Raw genomic sequence first — 23,372 nt, 5'->3', positions numbered from 1 at the left:
CAAATTTATCGGATGTAATCGCTTTATAAGAAATTGGGAGATTATTATGTTGAAAGCATCTGACATTATGACTAAAGATGTGGCCACGATTCGTAGTTCAGCGACAGTAGCCGAGGCTGTGAAATTAATGCGGGCTAGAGACTGGCGATCGCTCATTGTAGATCGTCGTCACGCACAAGATGCTTACGGCATTATTAGTGAGAGCGATATTGTATATAAAGTCATTGCCTACGGTAAAGATCCTGGTAAAGTCCGTATATATGAAGTCATGACCAAACCTTGTATTGCCATTAATCCTGACCTTGGTGTCGAATACGTAGCTAGATTATTTGCTGATCATCATTTACACAGAGCGCCAGTGATTCAGGGTGAGTTACTAGGTATAATTTCACTCACAGATATTGTGGCGCAGAGTGACTTTTTAGAACAACCCCACTCAATATTATTAGAGCAACAACTACAAGACGAAATCAAAAAAGCCCGTGCTGTTTGCGCTCAAAAAGGGATTCATTCTGAAGAATGCGCCGCCGCCTGGGATGTCATCGAAGAACTGCAATCAGAAATGGCACACCAACGATCTGAAAAAATTCATATAACCGCCTTTGAAGATTACTGCGACGAGTATCCAGAAGCATTAGAAGCCAGAATTTATGACATGTAAATAAGGGAAATATGTCTAAACGAATTATCATCGACCCTGTGACCCGCATTGAAGGTCACGCCAAAATTAGTATTTACCTCGATGATGCTGGACAAGTAAGTGATGCGCGGTTTCATGTTACCGAATTTCGCGGATTTGAAAAGTTTTGTGAGGGTCGTCCACTGTGGGAAATGCCAGGTATTACGGCGCGGGTTTGTGGTATTTGTCCGGTGAGTCATTTGTTGGCTTCGGCGAAAGCAGGCGATCGCATTTTGGCTGTAACTATACCCCAGGCTGCTGCTAAACTCCGCCGATTAATGAATTTGGGGCAAATTATCCAGTCTCATGCTTTAAGTTTCTTTCACCTCAGCGCCCCAGATTTATTGTTGGGTATGGACAGTGACCCCCAAAAGCGTAATGTCTTTGGGTTAATTGCAGCCGATCCAGAATTTGCTCGTGGTGGTATTCGCTTGCGTCAGTTTGGTCAAGAAATTATTGAGTTATTGGGAGGACAGAAAATACACCCATCTTGGGCCGTTCCTGGGGGAGTGCGAGAAGCTTTATCAAGAGAAAATCGTACGCATATTTGCAACCGCATTCCCGAAGCACGCACCACGGTGTTGAATGCATTGGCTAAATTTAAAACCTTACTCCAAGATTATGAACAAGAAGCCCAAACCTTTGGTAACTTTCCTAGTTTATTTATGGGGTTAGTTACTCCTGAGGGTTTGTGGGAAACTTACGACGGACGCATTCGCTTTGTTGATAGTGCGGGTAATATCATTGCCGATCAACTTGACCCCACACGTTATCAAGAATTTATCGGCGAAGCTGTACAATCAGATTCTTACTTAAAATCTCCCTATTATCGACCTTTGGGTTATCCTGACCACAATGACCATTGTCGTTTACAAAGTGGAATGTATCGGGTAGGGCCATTAGCTAGGCTGAATATTTGTAGTCATATTGGTACACCGTTGGCTGATCAAGAATTACGAGAATTTCGTCAGCGCTTTCACGATCCAGTGACATCATCATTTTGCTATCATTACGCCCGCTTGATTGAAATTTTGGCATGTACTGAGCAAGTGGAAATTTTATTAGATGACCCAGATTTACTTGCAACACGACTGCGTGCGGAAGCTGGAGTTAATCAATTAGCAGGGGTTGGTGTTAGTGAAGCACCACGCGGTACATTATTTCATCATTATCAAGTTGATGAAAACGGCTTAATGCAAAAGGTGAATTTGATTATTGCCACAGGTCAGAATAATTTGGCCATGAACCGCACAGTTGCCCAAATTGCCCGTCACTTTATTCAGGGTACAGAAATTCTCGAAGGAATGCTCAATCGTGTTGAGGCTGGAATACGTGCGTTTGATCCCTGTTTAAGTTGTTCGACTCATGCAGCTGGACAAATGCCTTTACATATTCAATTAATTTCCGCTGATGGCCATGTTGTCAATCAAGTATGGCGGGAAGGAAACACCAGACATTGACATCCTCTCCCGCTAAATGCAAGCATTGTAGCGGGAGATTCCAACATCACTGCTGGATTTTCCTCTTTCTACGAGATGATTTATTTGCAGAAGTTGCCTTCTCCAAACAGGGATCAAACTCTCCAGAGGCGTAGGGAATTTCCGTCTGCCCAACGGTATTTTTTACTAATTCTAATCCTCGATTGAGGATGTTGATGGCTGCGTTAATATCGCGGCAATTCGTGTATCCACAAGCAGGACATATATGAGTTCTCGTACTCAATGTTTTATGTACTGGATGCCCACAATTTGAACAATTAATTGTTGTATTGTGTGGAGGTACAGCAACAATTTTCCTGCCATATACTTTGCCAAAATATTCTAGCCATTGGGTGAAAATACTCCAACTCGCATCTGAAATAGATTTCGCTAGTTTGTGATTTTTCACCATATTCTTCACCTGCAAGTTCTCATACGCCACGATGTCTGCCGACTTCACTACGCATTGGGCTAATTTCACGCACCAATCTTGACGCTGACGTTGTACTTTCAGGTGTTTTCTTCCTAATCTAATTCGTGCTTTGGCACGATTTTTAGATTTCTTGGCACAACGAGATAATCTTCGTTGTGCCTTTTTTAATGCTCTTTCAGATTTGCGTAAATACCTGGGATTATTTATTTTTTTACCATCAGAATCAGTGTAGAAAGAGGTTAATCCTAAATCAATACCAACGGTTTTACCTGTTGGTACTAATTCTTCTTTGCGCTCATGGTCGATACAGAATTGGATGTATATCCCATCTACACGACGCACTATTCTTACTCTTTTTATCTGCTTGATTTGATAGTAGCTCAGATCACGGGTTCCCCTGAGTTTGAGTTTTCCAATTTCAAATCCATCTGTGAATGTAATGTATTGGCGACACTCTGAAAGTGACCAACCACTTTGCTTATATTCTACAGATAGCCTAGTTTGGAATCGTCTAAACCTGGGGAATCCTTTCTTCCCTGGTATCTTCTTTTTACAATTATCAAAGAACCTTGATATTGCTGACCATGTTCTTTCTGCCATTGCCTGTCTTGCCGTTGAGTTGAGTTTTTTAACCCACGGAAAGTCAGGGTTGTCGGCTAGAACTTTGGTGTATTTATTCAAGTCGTAACCAGTTTTTGCATGACCATTTATCCAGTAGCGCAAGGAAGAATTTCTAACAAAAAGAGCAGTCCTTAAGGCTTCATTTACCTTAAGTGACTGCTCTTTTGTTGTTTCTGCTTTTGCTTCGTAAACTATCATTCTTTTGTCTGGTTACTGTTAATTAGAGTATCATTGTTTTGTCAAAAACTCAACTACCCTGCTAGAATCATTTCGTGTCACAAAATATCTTCTAACAGGGTGTTTCGTTTTTAACCGCTATTCATGAGGCAGTGCGGTCTTGGGGGTTTCCCCCATGAGCAACTGCCGTCTCCCGTTAAATGCTGGCGCATTGTAACGGGAGTCTTCTAGCTTAATTCAGATAAAAACAATTCGCAATTCGCAATAAAAAAAGTAGGACTTACGCAACTGGCATATTATTTTAAGTTTGTAGTGAGGACTTTAGTCCTCTCTGCAAAGATCGCAGTGGCTCAAACTGTGGTGGCAAATCGCGCAAAAACTGCGGAGTATTGTTATGTTCTGCGGTCATAAATTACTCAGGGTGCGCGCTGTATATTTTTAACGCCATCATCATAACCCTGACAAAAGCAAGCTATAGCAAAATTAACATTTGTGGCTCATCCCAAAATCTGTCTGACTCATCTTCCCTACCCTTCTTGTATCTGTACACCAGCTTGAGCCAAGTCAAAATCTGGGGGAAAATGGGTATTGCGATCGCAGTCGGCTTTTTCTAGCTTTGTTCCTTGCAGATGGGCATTTCTCAGGTTAGCCGACATTAATAATGCTCCCCGTAAATCAGCATCTTGGAGATTAGCTTGACTCAAATCGGCAAAACTCAAGTCAGTTCCCCGCAGATTAGTACCCTGAAGATTAGCTTCACTTAAGTCTGCGTAGCTTAAATCACACCCTTTTAAATTGACACCTGACAAATCTGCTTTACCTAGTTCCACCCGACTAAAATCACGTTGACCCGCAGCGTATCTCTCTACAAGAGTAGCTACTGTATTAATAATATTTTGTGGATTTACTTCAGACATATATCAATCCATACCTTTTGATGTTTGTAGAGAAGGTTTCTATCCGCCAACATATGAATAGAAGCATTCTCTAGTGAACCAGCAAACAAATTCATCATAAAACTGGTAATGTCTCCAACACAAACATAACTAATATAAATTTATTTTTCTCGTTTTGCGTTTTCCTCACAAGTTCCTCAAATTTTTTTCGTAGTTTCAAATACAAAGCCATCTCAGCCAATCACAATCATAAAATTTTCAGTCCCATAACAAATACCAAGGAGGGTAGACCTATGTCATCCCTTAATTTATTAGCTGTTTTTAATTCTGCCAATTATTGGCGAACTGGTTGTATTAATATACCCTGGCAAGCCGTTGCTCAACAGTGGCAAATTCCACCTGAAGAACTAGTAATTAGTGATTTGCGTGACCTTGCACATACGCCCATAAATCAACAAATCGACCGCATTGATCCAGAAGATCCTACCCGTGATACTTTGGTCTTAGAGTTGTCAAATCCTATACCTCCAGGTTCAGAAGATGATATTTTGGTTTCAACTTTTTTACGAGTAGACCGGAGAAAGCCCCAGCACATGAGCGTGGGTGAGCCGAATGTAGAAGTAGTCTATGGTTCAGATGGGCGAGAACGAGGAGTAAGACTAGTTAATAACCGTTTAATTGTTTGGTTTAATTTAATACCTGCACCCGAAGACAATGGTCGCAACTGGTTTTCTGGTTCAGCCACCAGTGTCCAGCTTGATCACCAAGAAATACTCGATCCGTTTTTGGCGGCGAAAGGGGAATGGTTAGGTCAAGACCCCGAAAAACGTTGTATGCAGGTAAGTGAACTGCAATTACCAGGGTCTTCTCATCCCAAATTACCTTATTATCAAGTTTCTTTGTTCAATCATGCTTATCGGCTAGTTTCTCAATCTCAAGGGCCAGTGAGAGCGAGTATTACCATTGCTTCAGAACCCTTTGATTATATGGGTGCAGACCCAGTTACAGGTAAAAATCGTCATTTGGTATGCGAACTTTACCGAGTAATTAGTTTGTACGCTGGTGCAGACTATTTAATTGAAGAACTATTTGTTAAAGGTAAACCCAAAGCTGAAGAAGACAGGATAGGTAATACTCCAGAAATAGTTAATCTACCCTTTGGACTACATTACTTTGCTCACATGAACATGGGACAAACCCAGGATATTGAACAAGTATTTCCTGTACCCGATTGGTTTGCTGTTGGTTCCACAGCCCCTCCTCATGCAGCGTACGGTTTGGCGACGAATTTGCATATCGAAGCGATCGCCCACCCCTATGAAGGTAATCCCAGTTGTTTCTCCTGGCAATTATTACCGGGACAGTCTGCTAAATGTCTGCATATGTTCATGCGCGGTCATCCAGAAGGCTTTGACGCCAAAGTCGGACATGCTTGGTACGAGTTAATTTATGACCCCTTGAAAGCCGAAATTTATCAAGATGCTGCGGTGAAAAGTCCAGTGAGGAAGCAGGGATTATTAGAAATAGGGGCTAGAGACTAGTTTTTTTGCGAATTGTTATTGGTTCTAAAGCTACGAGGAAAATGGATCAGACTGTTTTAGTAATTGGTTATGGCAATGACTTACTTAGTGATGACAGCATTGGACAAAAAATAGCTAATGAAATAGCTGGTTGGGGTTTATCAACAGTGAAATCCTTAGCAGTTCATCAACTTACCCCTGATTTGGCGACAAATTTAGCCAATGCTGAATTAGTAATTTTTGTTGATGCTTATTTACCAGTAGACAAATTTGATGTGCGAATACAGTCGCTTTTACCTGCTGCTGATGATGCCATGAATGGACATACAAGCGATCCCCAATCACTTTTAGCCCTAACTCTAGCACTTTATGGTCATTGTCCTTGTGCTTGGTGGGTGACAGTACCCGGAATTAACCTTGAGATAGGCGATCGCATCTCCCCAATTGCCGAAACAGGTAAGGCGATCGCCTTAATAAAAATTATCCAAATTCTCGATCAGGCAAGAAACCTCTGGATAGAAGTTCCACCCAATAAATACAAGTAAAGTTGATACAAAAACCCCTTAAATTCATCAGCCATCGCGCTTATGATATCTTAAAGGCTGAGAAAGTTAATCCGCTGGATGTTAAAGCGGAAATCGCTGTTATGGGAGACAAATAACTTAATATTTTGCCTTGTCCATCTTCATTTTTCGTACCAAGGGGCATTACACACCCATAATTCAGCCTTCGCCACTATTAACAAACCAATTTTCAACTCGGATATCGTAAATCAGCAAAATCCTTATTAGTAAAAATAATCCCTTCACTTTGGATTCCCTGTCTAAATTTTTGTAATCCTTGCCAAAAATTCTCCCCTCTAGATTCCTCCTTTTTTTGACGCAGAAACTCAAATAAATAGTCCCGGTCCTCTGTGGGTAAACTGTTAATAGAATTAATAATTTCTTATAAATTCATCAATTAAGCTCCTCGAAGCTAAACCCCATCTTTGCTAACTGTATTTTAAACCGGTGAAGAAATTATACAATGAGTAATTCAAATTATCGAGAATTAACCGAATCAGAATTACGGGAATATGTCAAGCTTCACCCTCAAGATGAAGCAACTTTTCAGCATTGTAGATGTTTTGCGGCGATCGCTGTCTTATCGTAGAAATGAGATAGTGGTATTTTAATTGGGAATATGTTGACTAAACGCAAAAGTCGAAGTGTGGCTGCAATTTTAGCTTTATCCGGGACGCTGACAATTTCCGGGTTACATAAGTTTTATTTAGGACAGCCGTTGTGGGGTATATTATATGTCTTGCTTTCCTGGACACCTATCCCCAAGGTGGCTAGTGCCATTGAAGGAGTTTGGTATTTAGCCCAAGATGAAGAAGTTTTTGATCGTCACTTCAATATGGGTAAGTCAGCAGTCAAAAATATCCAGCCTGTGGGTAATCAAGTAAGTGGAATTGCTGAGGCTTTGCGGGAATTAGATGCACTCCGCCAAGATGGACTAATTTCGGAATATGAATTTGAACAAAAGCGCCGCCAGCTGCTAGACCAAATTTCTTGATGCAAGCAAAAATGATGAACTGGCTACCTTTAAATTCCAAGTTGCAAAAACTCCGCGCCAAACTCCTCAACGACCCCTACTATAGACTACAATCTGGGGACGAAATTCAGCTAGCTGCACAACTGGGTATCCGCATTGATGCAAATCAAGCAACTGTGGATGATTGGTTACGATTACCGGGGTTATCCATTCATCAAGCGCGATCGCTTGTGGAACTTTCCCATTCAGGCGTTAAATATTACTGTATTGAAGATGTGGCTGCGGCTTTAGCCATACCACCCCAGCGACTAGAACCATTAAAGCCACTACTCAATTTTATTTATTATGACCACGAATCTCTAGAGCGTCCTACCCAGTTAATTAACCCCAACACAGCCACACCAGAACAGTTAGCTACAATTCCCTTTATGGATATTTCCATTGTTCAAGCAGTAGTGGAAAATCGGTTATCAGCCGGGCCTTATCGTAATTTAGTGGATTTTCAAAAAAGATTGGAATTACCTGGTGAGGCCATCGCTCAACTTATGTATTTTCTGAGATTTTAATCACCTTCATCTGGAAAAGCCGGATTCTCTCTGGCTTTTTTTTATTTCGATTGCTGGGGAATTACGGGACTTCCCAATAAGAAACCTTTATTTATTTTTATACACAAAAAAGCACTTAATATAGTTCCATATTAAGCGCCCTTTCGTATTGGATTTTACCAAATCACTGGTCTGATGCCACATTTCTGAATTTGCAACACCGCTGGAATCAGAAGCATTGCCAGAATAACTTGTAACAAACATTGAGTGATGTGGTAACACTCCTTGCACTTATATCAATGGTATCTCTTCTAGGATCAAATGAAACATTTTATTCATGACAGTTTACTAACTGACACTAGTGACAAATGATTCATCACCAATTGTGTTATTTAAAACTCTTGATAAGCATTATTACATAAAAGTATAAAATAATACCTATATTTATGACCGCTCGTTAACGTAAAAACCTATGTATACAAGGGCGAAATTACTTAGGTGAGACAGATTGAGTCACACTCCACCAAGCCAAACCGTAAGTTTGAGTTGCTTCATTCACCTGTTCACGAAACTGGACACGGATTTTATAATTACCAGTATCAGGAACAGGACAGAATATGTGTTCAACATTATCGATTTCACTGACTGAAGAGCATACAGCCCCAACGTATGGGTTATCATCATCAGACCTAACCAAGTAGAGATCGAGATTATTGAAGCCGCGATCGCTAAATTGCTCTTCTAGATCATATTTTTGATTCTTATTGGTATCATTTAGCTCTACCAAGCGATGCCAATTGAGAGTAATACTGACAAAACTGCCCTGTTTTAACGGTTCGGCTAACATATAATCAACCGTTGACCCTACATTCACCGTGCCGTAATCCCAACCCTGAGCGGGGACTGTCTGAGATGGTTTCCATTGACCCGCGCTAAATTGTTGATAAGCACGATAAGCATTTAAATGACCTGTACCCATTTGCGGGTCTAAGGGAATTTTAGGGTCTTGGTAAGCATCAGAATCCAGCCAGTCTTGATTTTGTTTATCAATTAGTGTCCGTGTCATTCCCAAATGCAAGCCATCGCCTTTATCGGCGATTTTGTCGGCTGAATTTAGCAATACAGCCTTCATTACTTGCTGACGACGAGCATCAAGACTCCAATTTGGTTGGTTTTTTCGTAGCTGTTGGTCAGCAAATTCTTGCAACAAGGCCACAGTAGCTGTCACTTGAGGCGCCGCAAAGCTTGTACCTGTGACCTTATTCAACTTACCATCGGGATTGAGCATGGGAATGTTGCTACCCGGTGCTACCAAACTGACAGAAGGACGACCATCAATATTAAACTCTTTCCCCGCTAACCTAGCTGTAGCTCCGTAATTAGGCCCCGCCAAATTAGAAACGTCAACTTTATTATAAAAATTGCCTCGGCGGGATGAAAAAGCCACATTCATGCCATTAAAATTATCTGTAGGGATGGGAATACCACCTTTACCTTGATTGCCTGCGATCGCATACAAAACATCATGAACGCGACTCGACCAGTCAATACACAAAGTCAGTAAAGCCTTACCGTCCAAAACCGCATCTTTGCGAGGATCACGGCTGAGAGGTTCACCAAAGCTAAAGTTAATAGCGCGGACATCACCACCATTTTGTAAAGCTATATGTTGCGCTGATAAACACTCTTCTGGCTGTCCCATATTTTTTGTAGAACCCACAGCCGAAGAATATAGTCTCGCTTCTGGGGCCACTCCAGGAAAAGCTTTATCTTGACTGACCATCACACCAGCTACATTGTAGGCATGGGAATCAACACCGCTGTTGGATTTAGCTGGTTCATTACGTAAAAAAACAGCTGCTAAAGATATGGCACGATTTTTCGATACTGCTTTATCCCAACCAAACATTCCCGGCCGCCCAATTTCTACTTGACCAATAGCAATTTTGCGACCAAGTAAATTATAAGGAGCTTGATGTAGCTTGAGAGCATCAATACCATTAGTACCTAAAGAACTTGGCAAAGCTGAAGCAAGTACCGGCACACTCAAACAAGAAGCACTCAATCCCCAAATTATCCAGCCTAGTTTTCTGCTCATTGTTTAATAATTAATTATTAGTTATTAGTAATTGTTTATCAAGATAATTTTGTCTGCTTCCCTGTGTGGGAGTATTTCCTTTGCATCCTTAACAAGTTGGGATCAAAGTGATCAGCAATTGCTCAATGTTTTGTTACAATGTTTACAGACGAGAACGCTTTAAAACCCACTAACCATGACCCAAAATTCATCTCAAAAGCCCATTGTGATTGCTCCATCTATCCTATCAGCCGACTTTAGTCGTCTGGGCGACGAAATTCGTGCCATAGATGCAGCTGGAGCCGATTGGATTCACGTTGATGTAATGGATGGTCGTTTTGTACCTAACATTACGATAGGTCCTCTGGTTGTGGAGGCAATTCGCCCAGTGACAACCAAGCCACTGGATGTCCACTTGATGATTGTGGAACCAGAAAAGTATGTAGAAGGTTTTGCGAAAGCGGGTGCTGATATTATTTCTGTACATTGCGAGCATAACGCTTCACCCCACCTGCACCGCACTTTAGGACAAATTAAAGAACTAGGCAAAAAAGCTGGGGTTGTTCTTAACCCTGGTACTCCTTTAGAGCTAATTGAATACGTTCTCGAACTGTGCGACTTAGTACTAATCATGAGCGTCAACCCCGGCTTTGGTGGTCAAAGCTTTATTCCTGGCGTCTTACCTAAAATTCGGAAATTGCGTCAAATGTGTGACGAACGCGGTCTTGACCCCTGGATTGAAGTTGATGGAGGCTTAAAAGCGAATAATACTTGGCAGGTTTTGGAAGCAGGAGCTAATGCAATTGTTGCTGGTTCCGCTGTATTTAACGCCAAAGACTATGCTGAAGCGATTACCAACATTCGTAACAGTAAGCGCCCTGCACCAGAATTGGCCAAGGTTTAAGTTAGATACTTGATGAATCAAACACCAGAAATAGAAGTGGGTGGGAAGTTCCCACCCTATTTTTTTATAACTTCAAATTTCCAGCTGCAATAGCTAAAGCACCCCAACCAGCCAAAAAAGCAGCACCACCTATAGGTGTAATGGCACCTAAAATTTTCACACCAGTTAAACTCAAGGCATATAAGCTACCCGAAAAAATCGCCATGCCAATGATAAATAGCCAACCACTAGCTACTAAAGTAGGTTGAGGAGATTCAGTGCGACTAATTAACACAGCTACTAACAAAAGTGCTAGAGCATGGTACATTTGGTAGCGAGCGCCAGTGTCAAAAATTTCTAGCGATCGCTCACTGATTTTTTCCCGCAAGGCATGAGAAGCGAAAGCACCTGCGGCTACCGATAAACCGCCCAAAACAGCAGCTATGCTGACAAAAATTTGCGCCATTTCTCACTAAGATTGATCTTAGATATCAAAATGATATGATACAGCGCCTTCTTCGTTAACTTGAAAATTTGCATTGAATTCTTTAGCTTTCAAATCTAAATATTCTCTAGCATCGGCTGCTGGTAGTTGAGAATGCATCGCAAAGGTTAAAACAGTGACACGCCCTTGATTTTCTTGGAGCATATTGTAAAACGTAGTTTGCAGGCGATCGCTTAATTGTTGTTGAAGTACCTTTTTTTCATTCTTGCTTTGACGGTACAACCCTAAGCTCATCCAACCGCCCAGCACCATTGTCGGGATACCAAAAATGATCCCATTTCTCGCAGTATGACCAAGGTGATCAAAAGCAGGTGTATTAAAAAATTCCTTGACTGAAGCCTCATTGTGTCCTGTAGAAATGGGCTTAAGCATAGATTTTTTCTCAACTTCTGCCGAGACTGATAAAGTCAAAAACATAAATCCGAGTGTTAAAAGCCAACCCGCAGCCAATTTTTCAGCAGTCTTCATAATTTCACTTCAGATTTTAAACTTTGCTTGTGATTTTAACCTTACTTGGCAAAAGCTTCCATTAAAAACTGGTGATTGTGGCTAATTAAGTTCAAATATGAAACAAGTAACTAATGTCACCTTGATCACTGGGTTCAAAAGTGGCGTTAAATTCTTGGGATTTTTGATTTAAATATTCTTGGGCTTGTTTTCCTGGTAGCTTTGCTTCCATCGCCAACTGTAAAACAGTAATTTTACCATTATTGGCTTTGAGCATTTGATAAAAAATAGCATCCAGGCGATCGCTTACCTCTTGTTGATCTTGGCGACGCAAACCCCAGGATATATATCCTCCGCCTGCTGTTAATGGTACACCAAAGACTATTCCTCCCCAAAAAGCACTTTGCGCTTCTGCTTTTTCTTCTGGAGTTGTATCTTCTGCGGTTAAATCAGATAACGTGCTGAAGCTAACCAGCAAACATAAAAATCCCAAAGAAAGCATGAAACCAGCAGAAATTTTTTTAATGATTTTCATACTTGCGGCAGAGTATATTTAATTACATTGCCGCAATTTTAACCTCATTTACGCGTAGCTTCCAGTATCCGGGAGTAATAAAAGCGAGTCTTAGTCATTGCTTGGCGTTGAATGGCAAAACCGTTACTTTCCAGGATTCTTACCACATCAGCCTCGCGGTGTAGATAAGCACGAGTTGTTTTACTAGGGCCAGGAAAGAAACTGCCAATTTTCTTGAGTATACTCAAGGCACAGGTCTTGGGCGCAAAACTGATGATCATCCGTGACTCCGCCAAAGAACAAAGGTGAGAAATCATCTCATCGGCTTTTTCTTGCGGGTAGTGGATAAGAACATCCAAACAAATTACAGTATGGTATTGACCACTCAAAGATTCCAAATCCTGGACAGTAAAAGTTGGATTTTCGGCATTTCCCAAGGCTGCTAAGGCTCTATCTTTACCTTCTGACACCATTTTGTCAGAAATATCGCTGGCATAGACCTTGGCGCCATCTGTCGCTAGAGGAATACTGAGACTACCCACACCACAACCCGCATCACAAATTGAAAGTTCTGCTAAATTAGCATCATCTTTCAGCCAGCCAATAACAGTATCTACGGTTTGCTGGTGTCCGTTGCGAATGTCTAGCTGGACTTTATTGACTTCACCATCGCCGTAAATTCGCCGCCAACGGTCGAAACCTGTGGAATTAAAATACTCACGGACAATGGTTTTATCGTCGGCTACGTTCATAAAAGTTTGATTTTTAAGGGTTCCCAATGTTTAAAATTATCATTAATAGCAACTGCCGAGAATACTCTTGCAGATTTTCTTTAGGAGATTCCTCTTTTACTCACACCATAGCAGTTACTTATAGATAACACTTGATTATCTCCTATTTTATGGCTTTAAGGAATGATATTCTGGAGTTTTCACTCGCTAAACATCAGAAAGTACTGACAGTTAATTACTGAGAAAATCTTGGTTAATTTTAGTTAAACTTTTGCTATCTCACTTACCTTTATGAGGCAACCTCAAGGTTTCTTATGATCATTATGCTTGTTGAACCTGGGTTTTGAGATAGAATCATAAAATGTAAGTGCAGTATTTATCCTAGTTAAAAAATTATTTAAAGGAATATTAGGAAATAAATAAACAGCTATTTTTAGAATATATTTTTGACAGCAGCAAAATACAGTAATAAATTGTTTTTCCAATTACAGTAACTTTTAATAACCAATAAATAATAATGTTTATATAAATTAAACATAATCATTTTGCTCATTTAGCTCTATCGAATAAAAATGACATCAAACGTACTCATCGACAGTCCAATTATTGCATTTACAATTCTCCTCACAGTAATTTTTACTGTGCCGCCTATATTCGAGCGATTTAGAATACCTGGATTAGTGGGTTTACTAGTGGCGGGTGTAGTACTAGGGCAAAATGGTCTAAAGCTTTTAGACTCTAACTCTGACACTGTGAGACTGCTCTCAGATATCGGTAAAGTATATCTGATGTTTGTCGCTGGGTTAGAAATTGACTTGGGACAGTTTCGCAAAACTAAAAATAAATCTATTGGTTTTGGAACTTTTACATTTTTAGTTCCATTAATTACAGGCATTTGTGTAGGCAGGTTCTTCAATTTTGGGTGGAATGCTTCGGTACTCATTGGCTCTTTGCTAGCATCCCATACGCTCTTAGCATACCCCATTGTCAGTCGTCTGGGAGTGGTGATGAATGAAGCTGTAACAGTGACAGTTGGGGCTACAATTTTTACTGATACAGGCGCTTTATTAGTCCTAGCAATTTGCGTGGGAATTCATCAAGGAGAATTTACAGCTATAAGTTTAATAACTTTGTTAGGTGGATTAGCAATTTATTCTGTGTTGGTGCTGTTTGGATTTGACTGGGCAGGTAAAGAATTTTTTCGTCGTTCTGGGGATGAACAAAGTAACCAATTTTTATTCATATTGCTAGCATTATTTTTGGCATCTGTAGGAGCGCAAATAGTCGGAGTAGAAAAAATTGTTGGGGCCTTTTTAGCGGGTTTAGCAGTCAACGATGTTGTCGGACGCAGCCCAGTTAAAGAAAAAATAGAGTTTATTGGTAGTGTGTTATTTATCCCTTGTTTCTTTGTAGACATGGGATTATTAATTAATATTCCGGCATTTATTCAAACCCTCAGTTCAGTTTGGCTGACAGTGGTCATCGTAACTGCTTTGATTGGTAGCAAATTTATAGCAGCATTGTTAGCCAAGCTAGTTTATCGCTACAGTAATGTGGAAATGCTCACAATGTGGTCGTTATCACTACCACAAGTAGCAGCGACATTAGCAGCGGCCTTGGTTGGCTATCAAACCTTAAATCCGGCTGGTGAAAGGTTAATTAGTGAGGGCGTCTTAAATAGTGTAATTGTGCTTATGCTAGTGACTTCTATTTTGGGGCCATTAATCACAGCCAGATTTGCCGTCTTATTACAAATGCCCCAGACAGATTTTGAAACAGAAAATCTTTCAACTTGGTGGGAAAGTTATGAAGGTCAACCGCTAGAAAAAACCCAAAATTCATTTACTGTAGTAGTACCAATATATAATCCCCAAACCCAGCTTTATTTAATAGAATTAGCAGCTTTAATAGCTCATCATCAATCTGGAAAAATTGTGCCTTTAGCTGTTAGTAAAGCCCATGTTCACATGGATGATCCCCAGTTAGGTATAGCACTTAACCAAAGTCAGCAACGATTAAAGTTAGCTAGAGAAATCAGTCAAGAGTTTCATGTGCAAGTGTCAACGGCAATTCGCATTGATGATGATATAGCTTTAGCAATTAGTCGCACCAGCCGAGAACAAAATGCTAGTTTGATAGTCATGGGTTGGTCTCGCACTACAGGCTTACGGGCGCGCTTATTTGGTAATGTCATTGATAGCGTTTTTTGGTCTTCTCACTGTCCGGTAGCAGTAACACGTTTAGTTAGTAGTCCCAAAACAATCAAAAAAATTCTGGTACCAATTGGAGACTTAAGACCACAAACCATCAGCGCTTGGCGGTTTGCGGAAATGTTGGCTGATGTTAATCAAGCAGAAGTAGTACTAATACATGTATGCAATCGTAATACTCCCTCTAATTTAGTAGAACAATTTACAACTCAATTGTCTGATATTGTTGCTAAAAGTCAGTTACAAGTGAGAACAAATATTCAAATTATTATCAATGATGATGTTGCTAAAGCGATAATTCAGGAAGCTGAAGCATTTGATTTAGCAGTGTTACGTTCCGTCCGTTATCGCACTACAGGTGGATTAGCTGTTAGCCAAGTAACAACCGAAGTGATTGAAGAATTGACATGTTCTATTGTGTTGTTGGGAGAGGCGCATCTTTGAACTAAGTCATTGTGATGAGGTACCACGAAGCGATACCAAGGGTTTTGTCATTTTTATATTCTGTTACAGAGTTTGCTTCCATAGTGCGATCGCATCCCCCTTGTTATATCCTGGGTAAATGCGATACGCGTAGCGTCAAGCCTTCGGCTTATCGGCAAAAAGTTAAGCAGCACAAAAAATAGGGGCAGATTTAACATCCACCCCAGTTTTAATGGCTATACTCCGTCCTACAGCAACTGCTACAGGCTTTAAACAATCTACCAAACTCAGCATATCTTCTAAAGAAAGCGCCTGACGTGCATCAGAAACAGATTTTTCTGGTTCAGGATGACACTCAATAATTAAACCATCAGCCCCACAAGCCACAGCCGCCTTTGCTAGAGGTGCGACTAATTCCCGTTTGCCCACAGCATGAGAAGGATCTACAATCACAGGCAAGTGAGTTATTTGCTTGAGTGCAGCTACAGCCCCTAAATCTAAAACGTTGCGGGTGTAATTATCAAAGCTGCGGATACCTCGTTCGCACAAAACCACATCTGGATTGCCGTGACTTAAAATATATTCGGCTGCCATGACAAATTCTTCAATAGTCGAGGCTAATCCACGCTTGAGTAAAATAGGCTTACCAGCTTCACCCAAAGCCTTAAGTAAATCGAAGTTTTGCATATTGCGGCTACCCACTTGCAGCATATCAGCATGAGCCGCCACTATCGGTATTTGGGAAATTGACATCACTTCGGTGACAACAGGAATATTGTACTGCGATCGCACCTTTGCTAAAACATCCAATCCAGCTTCACCCATACCTTGGAAAGCGTAAGGAGAAGTCCGGGGTTTATAAACACCACCGCGTAAAGCTTGGACAGGTGCAGCAGATAGAGTTTCCGCAACCATCTGCATTTGTTCTAAGCTTTCCACAGTGCAAGGGCCACCGATAATTACTAATTCATCACCACCGAAAGCAACTGTTTTTGAGAGTTTAACGATTGTCTGGTGTTCAGAATGAGATTGTGAAGCAAGTTTGGCGTTAATCATAATTTGATTCTCCTGATTGGGGATAAGGGGTAATGGGGATCAGAAAACTTCCTCATTTCCCCCATTTCTTCATTAAAAAAGCCCGAAACTTCAAAGTTCCGGGCGCGTTGTGAATTTATCAACATGACGCTATTTACCCGGAATTTGCGCTGGGCCAAAAGTAAAAGCTATAAAACCAGTTACCGAAATAGTTCGTCATGATGAAATTTTACTCCTGAAAAAACAAAAACCGCAGAGTCTTCTCTACGGTTCACTGGGCGGCTTCCATGAGGAAACTTAATTCACTGCCCGTGAACCGCCTGACGCCAAAAATAAAAGTAGTGTTTGTTGCTGAACATTTGTGTAGCGTTAAGTTAATAATTGAATATACACTTCTAATAAAGCCACATTAGCAGAAGGTATCGCCAGCGTCAATACCAGCAAAATCCCTAAAAAAACGATAAACTCTTGACAAATCTGGATTCAGAAGGCGATTCCCAGTCTAAAATCTGTCTGGAAAAGTTTGCTTAAGTATGGAAACCCGCCCACACCACTTTTGTCTTTGTCACGCTATGCGATCTTCGGAGCTTTCGCTTTAACGATACGCAAAATCTAAAATAGTATTTAGGCATAGTTGGTAAACAGTAATCAGAATCACCAGTGATGAATACTGAAAAATTTGATAAATCAGATGATTTGTAGCTTATTTTGCCTTGAACCGATTAACTCTTAAGCACAATATAGTTTGATTATGCCCAGTTCCAAAATATTAAGCACATCTTTCGACATTAAAGGAGATTACCCGTGTCCCGTATGTCGCATAGGTAAAATTTCTCAGATGCCTATGATGGAGGCTATGGGTTGTGACTTCTGCCATGAAATATTTACCGTTAACCCAGAACAGCAACAAATCAAGATGCCTTCTCGACAACCTCCCTTGACTTGGCGCTGGAATGGATTTAATTGGACAGAAGCGCAATTGGAAGGTGTGGAATTGGGTTGGGGTTATGTACTCGCCGCAATTAGTTTTGTTTTGCTACCAACCACTTTAATTGGCATTGTCGCTTACTATTTTCCGCCAAGTGTCAATGCTCCCATTACGTGGATACCATACATTTGGACTATACTAACTTTTTTGTCACATTTATCAATTATTGGGTGGATTTTTATTGAGGTTTATCAAATACCAGTTGTCGCATATTTGAGAGCCATAAATCGGTGGAGAACTGGGGTCATGGGAAGATAGAAAATAAAAAGATAAAACTAACAATTCTCAAAGTCAAAAATCAGAGTTAAAAGGTAAGGTTTTATCACCCATAAGTTTGAATAAAAACAAACTATATCGACACAAAACTACACGTTTAACATAGCGATCGCAGTGTAATCGCGTTATATACCAAAAAGATATAGCAAGTTTGAGCTTGTCAACAACAAGGTTACTGATAAGCTCAATTATTTAAAATACGCCTGTATAATATTTAAATATCAGTACAATAATTTCTAGTCCCCATGTTTCCAGTCCAAGTGAGAGCCTAAGTCATGGAACCGCAATAGCAGCAAAATGTCAGTAGCTAACAAATTTGTCATTATCAATTTAATGGAAAATTTCCGAGTTATATATTATCTAAATAACAAAGATATTTTCTCGACAATTAAGCCCATAGCAGGCTGCATCACTCATAACTAATTTGATTATCCACCTAAACGTCTTATGAGCGATCTGGAGCAGTATTATAGAGTATTGGAATTAGACCCTGGAGCAACACTTGAGGAAGTAAATCAAGCTTATAAAGACTTGGTTTTTGTCTGGCATCCAGATCGCATTCCTCTAGACAATGTTCGCTTACACAAAAAAGCCCAAGAAAAGCTGAAAGCAATTAATGAAGCCCGTGATCAATTGCGATCATTAAATGGCAAGCAACAGACTAGTTATACTAGTTATCATGCGCCCCAGCCTCGACGGACTCCACAACCACAATCCAAAAAAACCCCTGAAAGTACATACAAACCACCCAAGCAAAACCAAGATTTGAGTGGTAAAGACTTCAGCAAGTCTAATTTAAGTAACAAAGATTTATCTGGCAGAAACTTAAGCTACGCTAACTTGAGTGGTGCTGATCTCAGTGACACCTTTATGCATAAAGTCATACTCAGAGGAGCGAATTTGTCAGAAGCAAATTTGTTTAGAGCCAACTTACTACTGGCTGATATGAGAGAAGCTAACTTGCGTTCTGCTAACTTGATTGGTGCAGATCTCAGTGGCGCTGACTTGCGCGGAGCCGACTTTACAGGAGCGCGGATTCGTTCAGGCGATCGCCTACTGGTAAAATTGATTGGAGCTAACTTGACTGGTGCAATTATGCCTGATGGCGCCATCCATAGTTAAAAAAATATACGTAAGTACAGTAAAGTTAATGTAGAGACATAATTAATCATGTCTTTGCTTTTAACTGGAAACATCAATTTTATTTATGAATATTGCCATTATTGGTTGTGGTTATGTCGGTTATACACTTGCTCAGTATTGGCAGCGCAAAATGACTTTTATGATCACCGCTACCACAACTACCCCTGAGCGCGTCCCTACCCTACAAGCAGTAGCTCAAAAAGTTTTCGTCACTCCAGGAAATGACCCAGAAAAATTAAAATCTGTCTTACAAAATCAAGATATTATAATTTTGAGTGTGGGTGCAAAAGGGGCAAACTTATATGAAGAAACTTATTTAAATACTGCCAAAACCTTAGTTGATATTCTACCACAGATTCCTAGTATTAAACAACTGATATATACAGGCAGTCATTCAGTTTATGGTGATAAAAATGGTGATTGGGTAGATGAAGATACAGCAGCTATACCAACAAATGATAACGGAAAAATTCTCAAAGCAACCGAAGAAGTATTGTTAGCCGCATCTAGTGAAAAGCTCCGCGTTTGTATCTTAAGATTGGGGGGCATTTATGGCCCTAACAGAGAACTAATAAAAATATTTAGACAAGCTCCAGGCACAACCCGTCCTGGTAATGGCGAGCAAATAAATAATTGGATTCATCTAGATGATATTGTTGGGGCTATAGAATTTGTGCGTCAGCAACACTTGCAAGGTATTTATAACCTGGTTGATGATGCTTACCTTACTAGTAAAGAACTACTTGATAGATTATTTGAAGAACACAATTTGCCCAAGGTACAATGGGATCATACGACCAAAAGTAACCGCCCCCATAACGCCAAAGTCTCTAATCAAAAAATTAAAAAAGCTGGATATAAGTTAATTCACCCCCAGATAATATTTTAGGTTTTCTAGAAAAAAATTAAATACTTGATATGACTAATACACTCAATATCACCATATCTCCTACCCAGTTTTACACCTGGCAAAATTATCGCTGTGCCTACGAAACTCATCAACCACCTAGTTCTCAAAGTGAGGGTATTCCTTTACTTTTAATTCATCCCATTGGTGTGGGTTTATCGCGGCAATTTTGGCAGAGATTCCGCACGCAATGGTATATAACAGGTCAGAAAAATACCATTTACAATCCCGATTTGTTAGGGTGTGGCGAAAGTGATATGCCCCATGTAGCTTATACACCGAAAGATTGGGCAGAGCAATTATCTTACTTTTTACAAACAGAAATACAAACACCCGTTGTTGTCATAGTACAGGGTGCTTTATTACCAGTTGCCATTGAATTAGTTAAAAAAGAATTAAATTCAATTGCTGGGCTTGTTTTGGCTGGGCCTCCTGCTTGGCCAGTCATTACCAAAGAGTCATCAGCATGGCAACAAAAAATATTGTGGAATTTATTTGATTCACCTTTTGGTAAACCTTTTTATCGCTATGCGCGTACCGAAAAATTTTTGCGTTCTTTCTCCACACGTCAACTGTTTGGTTCAGAACTGGCTGTAGACCGTGAATGGTTAACTATGTTAGCAGCAGGTGCAGAGAATCCTGCTAGTCGCCATGCCGTATTTTCGTTTTTGGCTGGATTTTGGCGACAAGATTATAGCGTTTACCTGGCTTCTATTCAGCAACCAACACTAGTAGTCGTGGGAGAAACCGCATCCAGTATTAGCAAAGAAGGTAAACAAGAAACACCAGATGAACGTTTAGCCGATTATCTTGCTTGTTTACCGCAAGGTGAGGGAATTAAATTACCGGGGCGTAACGTTTTACCTTACGAGTCTACTACTGAATTTGTGCAGGCGATCGCACCTTTTATCAGCCAGTTATCAAAAAACTCTCAACTCTAATAAATATGCAAAATAGCCAAGAACTATCTCTCCCCAGCATGGGCTGTGGAACTTGGGCCTGGGGTAACCAATTGCTTTGGGGATACGATGAAAGCATGGATGAGCAGTTACAATCCGTATTTAACCTGTGTGTTAGCAACGGTGTAACTTTATTTGATACAGGTGATTCTTACGGAACAGGCCGCTTAAATGGTCGCAGTGAACAACTGTTAGGCAAATTTTCTCAAGCATACCAAGGTGTAAATCAAGACAATATCTGCATTGCTACTAAGCTGGCTGCTTACCCTTGGAGATGGACACGTAAATCAATGGTAAAGGCTTGTCAGTCCTCGTCTCAACGTTTGGGCAGAAATGTCGATTTAGTCCAAATGCACTGGTCAACAGCCAATTATGCGCCTTGGCAAGAATCAGGGTTGCTGGATGGTTTGGCTGACCTTTACGAACAAGGATTAGTCAAAGGCGTTGGCTTATCTAACTACGGCCCGAAACGGCTGGAATATGTGTATAAAAAGTTTTCTGAGCGCGGGGTACCCATTACCAGCCTGCAAGTACAGTACTCTTTGCTATCCACATATCCTGTAACGGAACTTGGTTTAAAAGACGTTTGTGATCAATTGGGAATCAAGCTAATTGCGTATAGTCCCTTGGCATTAGGCATCTTAACCGGGAAATACTCACAAACAGGCCCTTTCCCCCAAGGCATCCGGGGTTTATTGTTTAGACAGCTATTACCGGGAGTGCGATCGCTCTTAGAATGTTTAGGAGAGATAGCTGCATCCAGGCAAAAAACCATGTCCCAAGTAGCAATTAACTGGTGTATTTGCAAGGGAACCATCCCCATCCCCGGCGCTAAGAGTGTAGAACAAGCAAAGCAGAATATTGGTGCTTTAGGTTGGCATTTAAACGCTAGTGAGATTGCCGAATTAGATCAAGCTGCTGCCAATACAGATAAAAAAATGGTGCAAAACATCTTTCAAACTCGATAAGTTACGTAGTTGTTCACGAAAATGCCCTTGGTAATGATGCACATTTGCCACTACCCAAAAATGTTTGAGATGAAGAAATTTGGTCAGGACTTACGCAAAAATTGCTGAAAAGCTTGATTTGTTGAACCGCCCGCGCGCAGCGATGCCCGTAAGGGCTGTAGACGCCAAGGACGCCAAGAATGCGTATAAGGTACGTAAGTCCTATTGATAATTAACTGCTTGATTTGGGGGCTTTGATAGCACTGCTACAAATGATAAATAGTTCTCCTGATTGTTTAACACCAATGCAAGTACAGGCAATTGCCCAAGCCGTTGAAAGCTTGACACTGACTACAAACATTACCTCAATTCCTAAACCGATTCCTAAGCCTAAACCTATTAAGCGCCAAAATCCTACAAGTTGAGTAAGTGCGATCGCATACCCACCCAAGAAAAACCAGCAGATAGATGAAGAGTGGGCAAACTGATGATACTTTGAGATGAGCAAAAGCAGATAACAAACAAAAAGTAGCTATTATGATCGTTGTCCATCATCTCAATAACTCCCGCTCACAACGTGTACTATGGCTACTTGAAGAATTAGGTATTGAATACGATATCAAGTTTTACGAACGCGACTCCAAGACGATGCTGGCACCGAAATCACTGCGCGAAGTCCATCCCCTTGGCAAGTCACCAGTGATCACAGATGCAGAAAAAACTATTGCTGAGTCGGGCGCTATCATCGAATACATAGTAGAGCGTTACGGCAATGGTCGGCTAATCCCAGAATCCGGTACACCAGAACGGCTGCGTTACACTTATTGGCTGCATTACGCCGAAGGTTCAGCAATGCCACCTCTGGTTATGAACCTCATCTTTAACCGTTTTGGGACAGGGGACAGCAGCGCCAATGACGCATTTATCGCGCCCCAAATTAAGCTTCACTTTGATTACATAGAAGGTGAACTTGGTAAGAGTACGTGGTTTACAGGCGAAGAATTCACCGCCGCTGATATCCAAATGAGCTTTCCTCTGGAAACTGGCGTTATGCAAGCCCAACAAGTAGAAAACCGACCAAAGATTCAGCAATTTATCGAGCGCATCCATGCACGACCGGCTTACAAACGCGCCCTTGAACGTGGAGGCAAATACGACTTTGCCAAGAGTATATAAGGAAACTATAACTCCACTAACCCCACTTACCCGTGGGGTTTTTATTTAATCCCCACTCCCTTACTTTAAGAATCTTCCGGAAAAACCCACTTAGGCGGTTCTGTCATTTTTTTCCGCAGTCGTTCTTCGGCCATTTCCAGCATTTTGTCTAAAGAAGTCTCCTCAATAAATTTAGATGTGGCTTCTCTAAACTCGATATTGGGGCATTTATCCCCCAACACACAACCATTAACGCAGGCTTCAGCGCAATTAATTTTCTGCTCCAC

The 23,372-nt window shown here is 40.8% G+C and carries 25 protein-coding genes; 15 read left to right on the top strand and 10 right to left on the bottom strand.

Annotated features, from left to right (window positions below):
- Positions 1 to 46: 46 nt before the first annotated feature.
- Positions 47 to 661 (top strand): CP12 domain-containing protein, encoded by a 615-nt coding sequence (locus tag ACM0OT_RS16210; RefSeq protein WP_414565400.1) that lies wholly within the window; start codon positions 47 to 49, stop codon positions 659 to 661.
- Positions 662 to 672: 11 nt separating this feature from the next.
- Positions 673 to 2,139: a Ni/Fe hydrogenase subunit alpha gene (locus tag ACM0OT_RS16205; protein ID WP_414565399.1), complete on the top strand. Its 1,467-nt coding sequence runs from the start codon at positions 673 to 675 to the stop codon at positions 2,137 to 2,139.
- 46 nt (positions 2,140 to 2,185) lie between these two features.
- Here ACM0OT_RS16205 and ACM0OT_RS16200 read toward each other — a convergent pair whose 3' ends face one another.
- Both ACM0OT_RS16200 and ACM0OT_RS16195 read right to left on the bottom strand, forming a co-directional pair.
- Entirely contained in the window at positions 2,186 to 3,409 is a 1,224-nt protein-coding gene (locus tag ACM0OT_RS16200) for an RNA-guided endonuclease InsQ/TnpB family protein (protein ID WP_414565398.1), read from the bottom strand.
- 506 nt (positions 3,410 to 3,915) lie between these two features.
- On the bottom strand, positions 3,916 to 4,305 hold the full coding sequence (locus tag ACM0OT_RS16195) for a pentapeptide repeat-containing protein (protein WP_414565396.1): 390 nt from the start codon (positions 4,303 to 4,305) through the stop codon (positions 3,916 to 3,918).
- Positions 4,306 to 4,577: 272 nt separating this feature from the next.
- Between ACM0OT_RS16195 and ACM0OT_RS16190 the strand changes: the two genes are divergently transcribed.
- From ACM0OT_RS16190 to ACM0OT_RS16170, 5 genes are all read left to right on the top strand, one after another.
- On the top strand, positions 4,578 to 5,825 hold the full coding sequence (locus tag ACM0OT_RS16190) for a hypothetical protein (RefSeq protein WP_414565395.1): 1,248 nt from the start codon (positions 4,578 to 4,580) through the stop codon (positions 5,823 to 5,825).
- Between the two features lie 41 nt (positions 5,826 to 5,866).
- A complete protein-coding gene (locus ACM0OT_RS16185; RefSeq protein ID WP_414565394.1) occupies positions 5,867 to 6,349 on the top strand; it encodes a hydrogenase maturation protease in 483 nt (160 codons plus the stop codon).
- A 481-nt stretch (positions 6,350 to 6,830) separates the two neighbouring features.
- Positions 6,831 to 6,956, top strand: coding sequence for a DUF6887 family protein (locus ACM0OT_RS16180; protein WP_414565393.1), 126 nt, complete (start codon positions 6,831 to 6,833; stop codon positions 6,954 to 6,956).
- A gap of 30 nt (positions 6,957 to 6,986) precedes the next feature.
- Positions 6,987 to 7,361 carry an NINE protein gene (locus ACM0OT_RS16175; protein ID WP_414565392.1) on the top strand — a complete coding sequence of 125 codons (375 nt, stop codon included), beginning with the start codon at positions 6,987 to 6,989 and terminating at the stop codon, positions 7,359 to 7,361.
- An 11-nt stretch (positions 7,362 to 7,372) separates the two neighbouring features.
- Positions 7,373 to 7,906, top strand: coding sequence for a helix-hairpin-helix domain-containing protein (locus tag ACM0OT_RS16170; RefSeq protein ID WP_414565390.1), 534 nt, complete (start codon positions 7,373 to 7,375; stop codon positions 7,904 to 7,906).
- A gap of 469 nt (positions 7,907 to 8,375) precedes the next feature.
- On the opposite strand, the gene ACM0OT_RS16165 is transcribed toward ACM0OT_RS16170, so the two are convergent.
- Complete coding sequence (locus tag ACM0OT_RS16165; RefSeq protein WP_414565388.1) at positions 8,376 to 9,983, bottom strand: S8 family serine peptidase; 1,608 nt, start codon at positions 9,981 to 9,983, stop codon at positions 8,376 to 8,378.
- Positions 9,984 to 10,158: 175 nt separating this feature from the next.
- Between ACM0OT_RS16165 and rpe the strand changes: the two genes are divergently transcribed.
- Positions 10,159 to 10,866, top strand: coding sequence for a ribulose-phosphate 3-epimerase (gene rpe, locus ACM0OT_RS16160; RefSeq protein ID WP_414565387.1), 708 nt, complete (start codon positions 10,159 to 10,161; stop codon positions 10,864 to 10,866).
- Between the two features lie 64 nt (positions 10,867 to 10,930).
- Here the strand turns inward: rpe and ACM0OT_RS16155 are convergent, their stop codons facing one another.
- The 4 genes from ACM0OT_RS16155 to bchM form a co-directional block, all read right to left on the bottom strand.
- On the bottom strand, positions 10,931 to 11,311 hold the full coding sequence (locus ACM0OT_RS16155; protein WP_414565386.1) for a DUF423 domain-containing protein: 381 nt from the start codon (positions 11,309 to 11,311) through the stop codon (positions 10,931 to 10,933).
- 18 nt (positions 11,312 to 11,329) lie between these two features.
- A complete protein-coding gene (locus ACM0OT_RS16150; protein WP_414565385.1) occupies positions 11,330 to 11,818 on the bottom strand; it encodes a hypothetical protein in 489 nt (162 codons plus the stop codon).
- Positions 11,819 to 11,909: 91 nt separating this feature from the next.
- A complete protein-coding gene (locus tag ACM0OT_RS16145; RefSeq protein WP_414565384.1) occupies positions 11,910 to 12,332 on the bottom strand; it encodes a hypothetical protein in 423 nt (140 codons plus the stop codon).
- Positions 12,333 to 12,376: 44 nt separating this feature from the next.
- Positions 12,377 to 13,063, bottom strand: a complete 687-nt coding sequence (bchM, locus tag ACM0OT_RS16140) for a magnesium protoporphyrin IX methyltransferase (RefSeq protein ID WP_414565383.1) — start codon at positions 13,061 to 13,063, stop codon at positions 12,377 to 12,379.
- Between the two features lie 551 nt (positions 13,064 to 13,614).
- Between bchM and ACM0OT_RS16135 the strand changes: the two genes are divergently transcribed.
- Positions 13,615 to 15,696, top strand: a complete 2,082-nt coding sequence (locus ACM0OT_RS16135; protein ID WP_414565382.1) for a cation:proton antiporter — start codon at positions 13,615 to 13,617, stop codon at positions 15,694 to 15,696.
- Between the two features lie 162 nt (positions 15,697 to 15,858).
- On the opposite strand, the gene aroF is transcribed toward ACM0OT_RS16135, so the two are convergent.
- Positions 15,859 to 16,731, bottom strand: coding sequence for a 3-deoxy-7-phosphoheptulonate synthase (gene aroF / locus ACM0OT_RS16130; protein WP_414565381.1), 873 nt, complete (start codon positions 16,729 to 16,731; stop codon positions 15,859 to 15,861).
- Between the two features lie 730 nt (positions 16,732 to 17,461).
- Here aroF and ACM0OT_RS16125 point away from each other — a divergent pair.
- From ACM0OT_RS16125 to ACM0OT_RS16105, 5 genes are all read left to right on the top strand, one after another.
- Positions 17,462 to 17,956 carry a hypothetical protein gene (locus ACM0OT_RS16125; protein ID WP_414546114.1) on the top strand — a complete coding sequence of 165 codons (495 nt, stop codon included), beginning with the start codon at positions 17,462 to 17,464 and terminating at the stop codon, positions 17,954 to 17,956.
- Between the two features lie 465 nt (positions 17,957 to 18,421).
- Positions 18,422 to 19,096, top strand: coding sequence for a pentapeptide repeat-containing protein (locus tag ACM0OT_RS16120; protein WP_414565379.1), 675 nt, complete (start codon positions 18,422 to 18,424; stop codon positions 19,094 to 19,096).
- Between the two features lie 85 nt (positions 19,097 to 19,181).
- The gene (locus tag ACM0OT_RS16115) at positions 19,182 to 20,006 is read left to right on the top strand and encodes an SDR family oxidoreductase (protein WP_414565378.1); all 825 of its coding nucleotides are present in this window, start codon (positions 19,182 to 19,184) and stop codon (positions 20,004 to 20,006) included.
- Between the two features lie 29 nt (positions 20,007 to 20,035).
- Positions 20,036 to 20,965: an alpha/beta fold hydrolase gene (locus ACM0OT_RS16110; protein WP_414565377.1), complete on the top strand. Its 930-nt coding sequence runs from the start codon at positions 20,036 to 20,038 to the stop codon at positions 20,963 to 20,965.
- A 5-nt stretch (positions 20,966 to 20,970) separates the two neighbouring features.
- On the top strand, positions 20,971 to 21,951 hold the full coding sequence (locus tag ACM0OT_RS16105; RefSeq protein WP_414565376.1) for an aldo/keto reductase: 981 nt from the start codon (positions 20,971 to 20,973) through the stop codon (positions 21,949 to 21,951).
- Positions 21,952 to 22,162: 211 nt separating this feature from the next.
- Here ACM0OT_RS16105 and ACM0OT_RS16100 read toward each other — a convergent pair whose 3' ends face one another.
- Positions 22,163 to 22,438 carry a hypothetical protein gene (locus ACM0OT_RS16100; RefSeq protein WP_414565375.1) on the bottom strand — a complete coding sequence of 92 codons (276 nt, stop codon included), beginning with the start codon at positions 22,436 to 22,438 and terminating at the stop codon, positions 22,163 to 22,165.
- A 29-nt stretch (positions 22,439 to 22,467) separates the two neighbouring features.
- On the opposite strand from ACM0OT_RS16100, the gene ACM0OT_RS16095 reads away from it, so the two are divergent.
- Positions 22,468 to 23,106 (top strand): glutathione S-transferase family protein, encoded by a 639-nt coding sequence (locus tag ACM0OT_RS16095; protein ID WP_414565373.1) that lies wholly within the window; start codon positions 22,468 to 22,470, stop codon positions 23,104 to 23,106.
- A gap of 65 nt (positions 23,107 to 23,171) precedes the next feature.
- On the opposite strand, the gene ACM0OT_RS16090 is transcribed toward ACM0OT_RS16095, so the two are convergent.
- Positions 23,172 to 23,372, bottom strand: a complete 201-nt coding sequence (locus tag ACM0OT_RS16090) for a hypothetical protein (protein ID WP_414546107.1) — start codon at positions 23,370 to 23,372, stop codon at positions 23,172 to 23,174.

It is taken from the genome of Anabaena sp. CCY 9613 (assembly GCF_963920895.1).
Lineage (GTDB): Bacteria > Cyanobacteriota > Cyanobacteriia > Cyanobacteriales > Nostocaceae > Cyanocohniella.
Note: the sequence above shows the minus strand (reverse complement) of the source record. Positions and strands in the feature narration are given on the sequence as shown.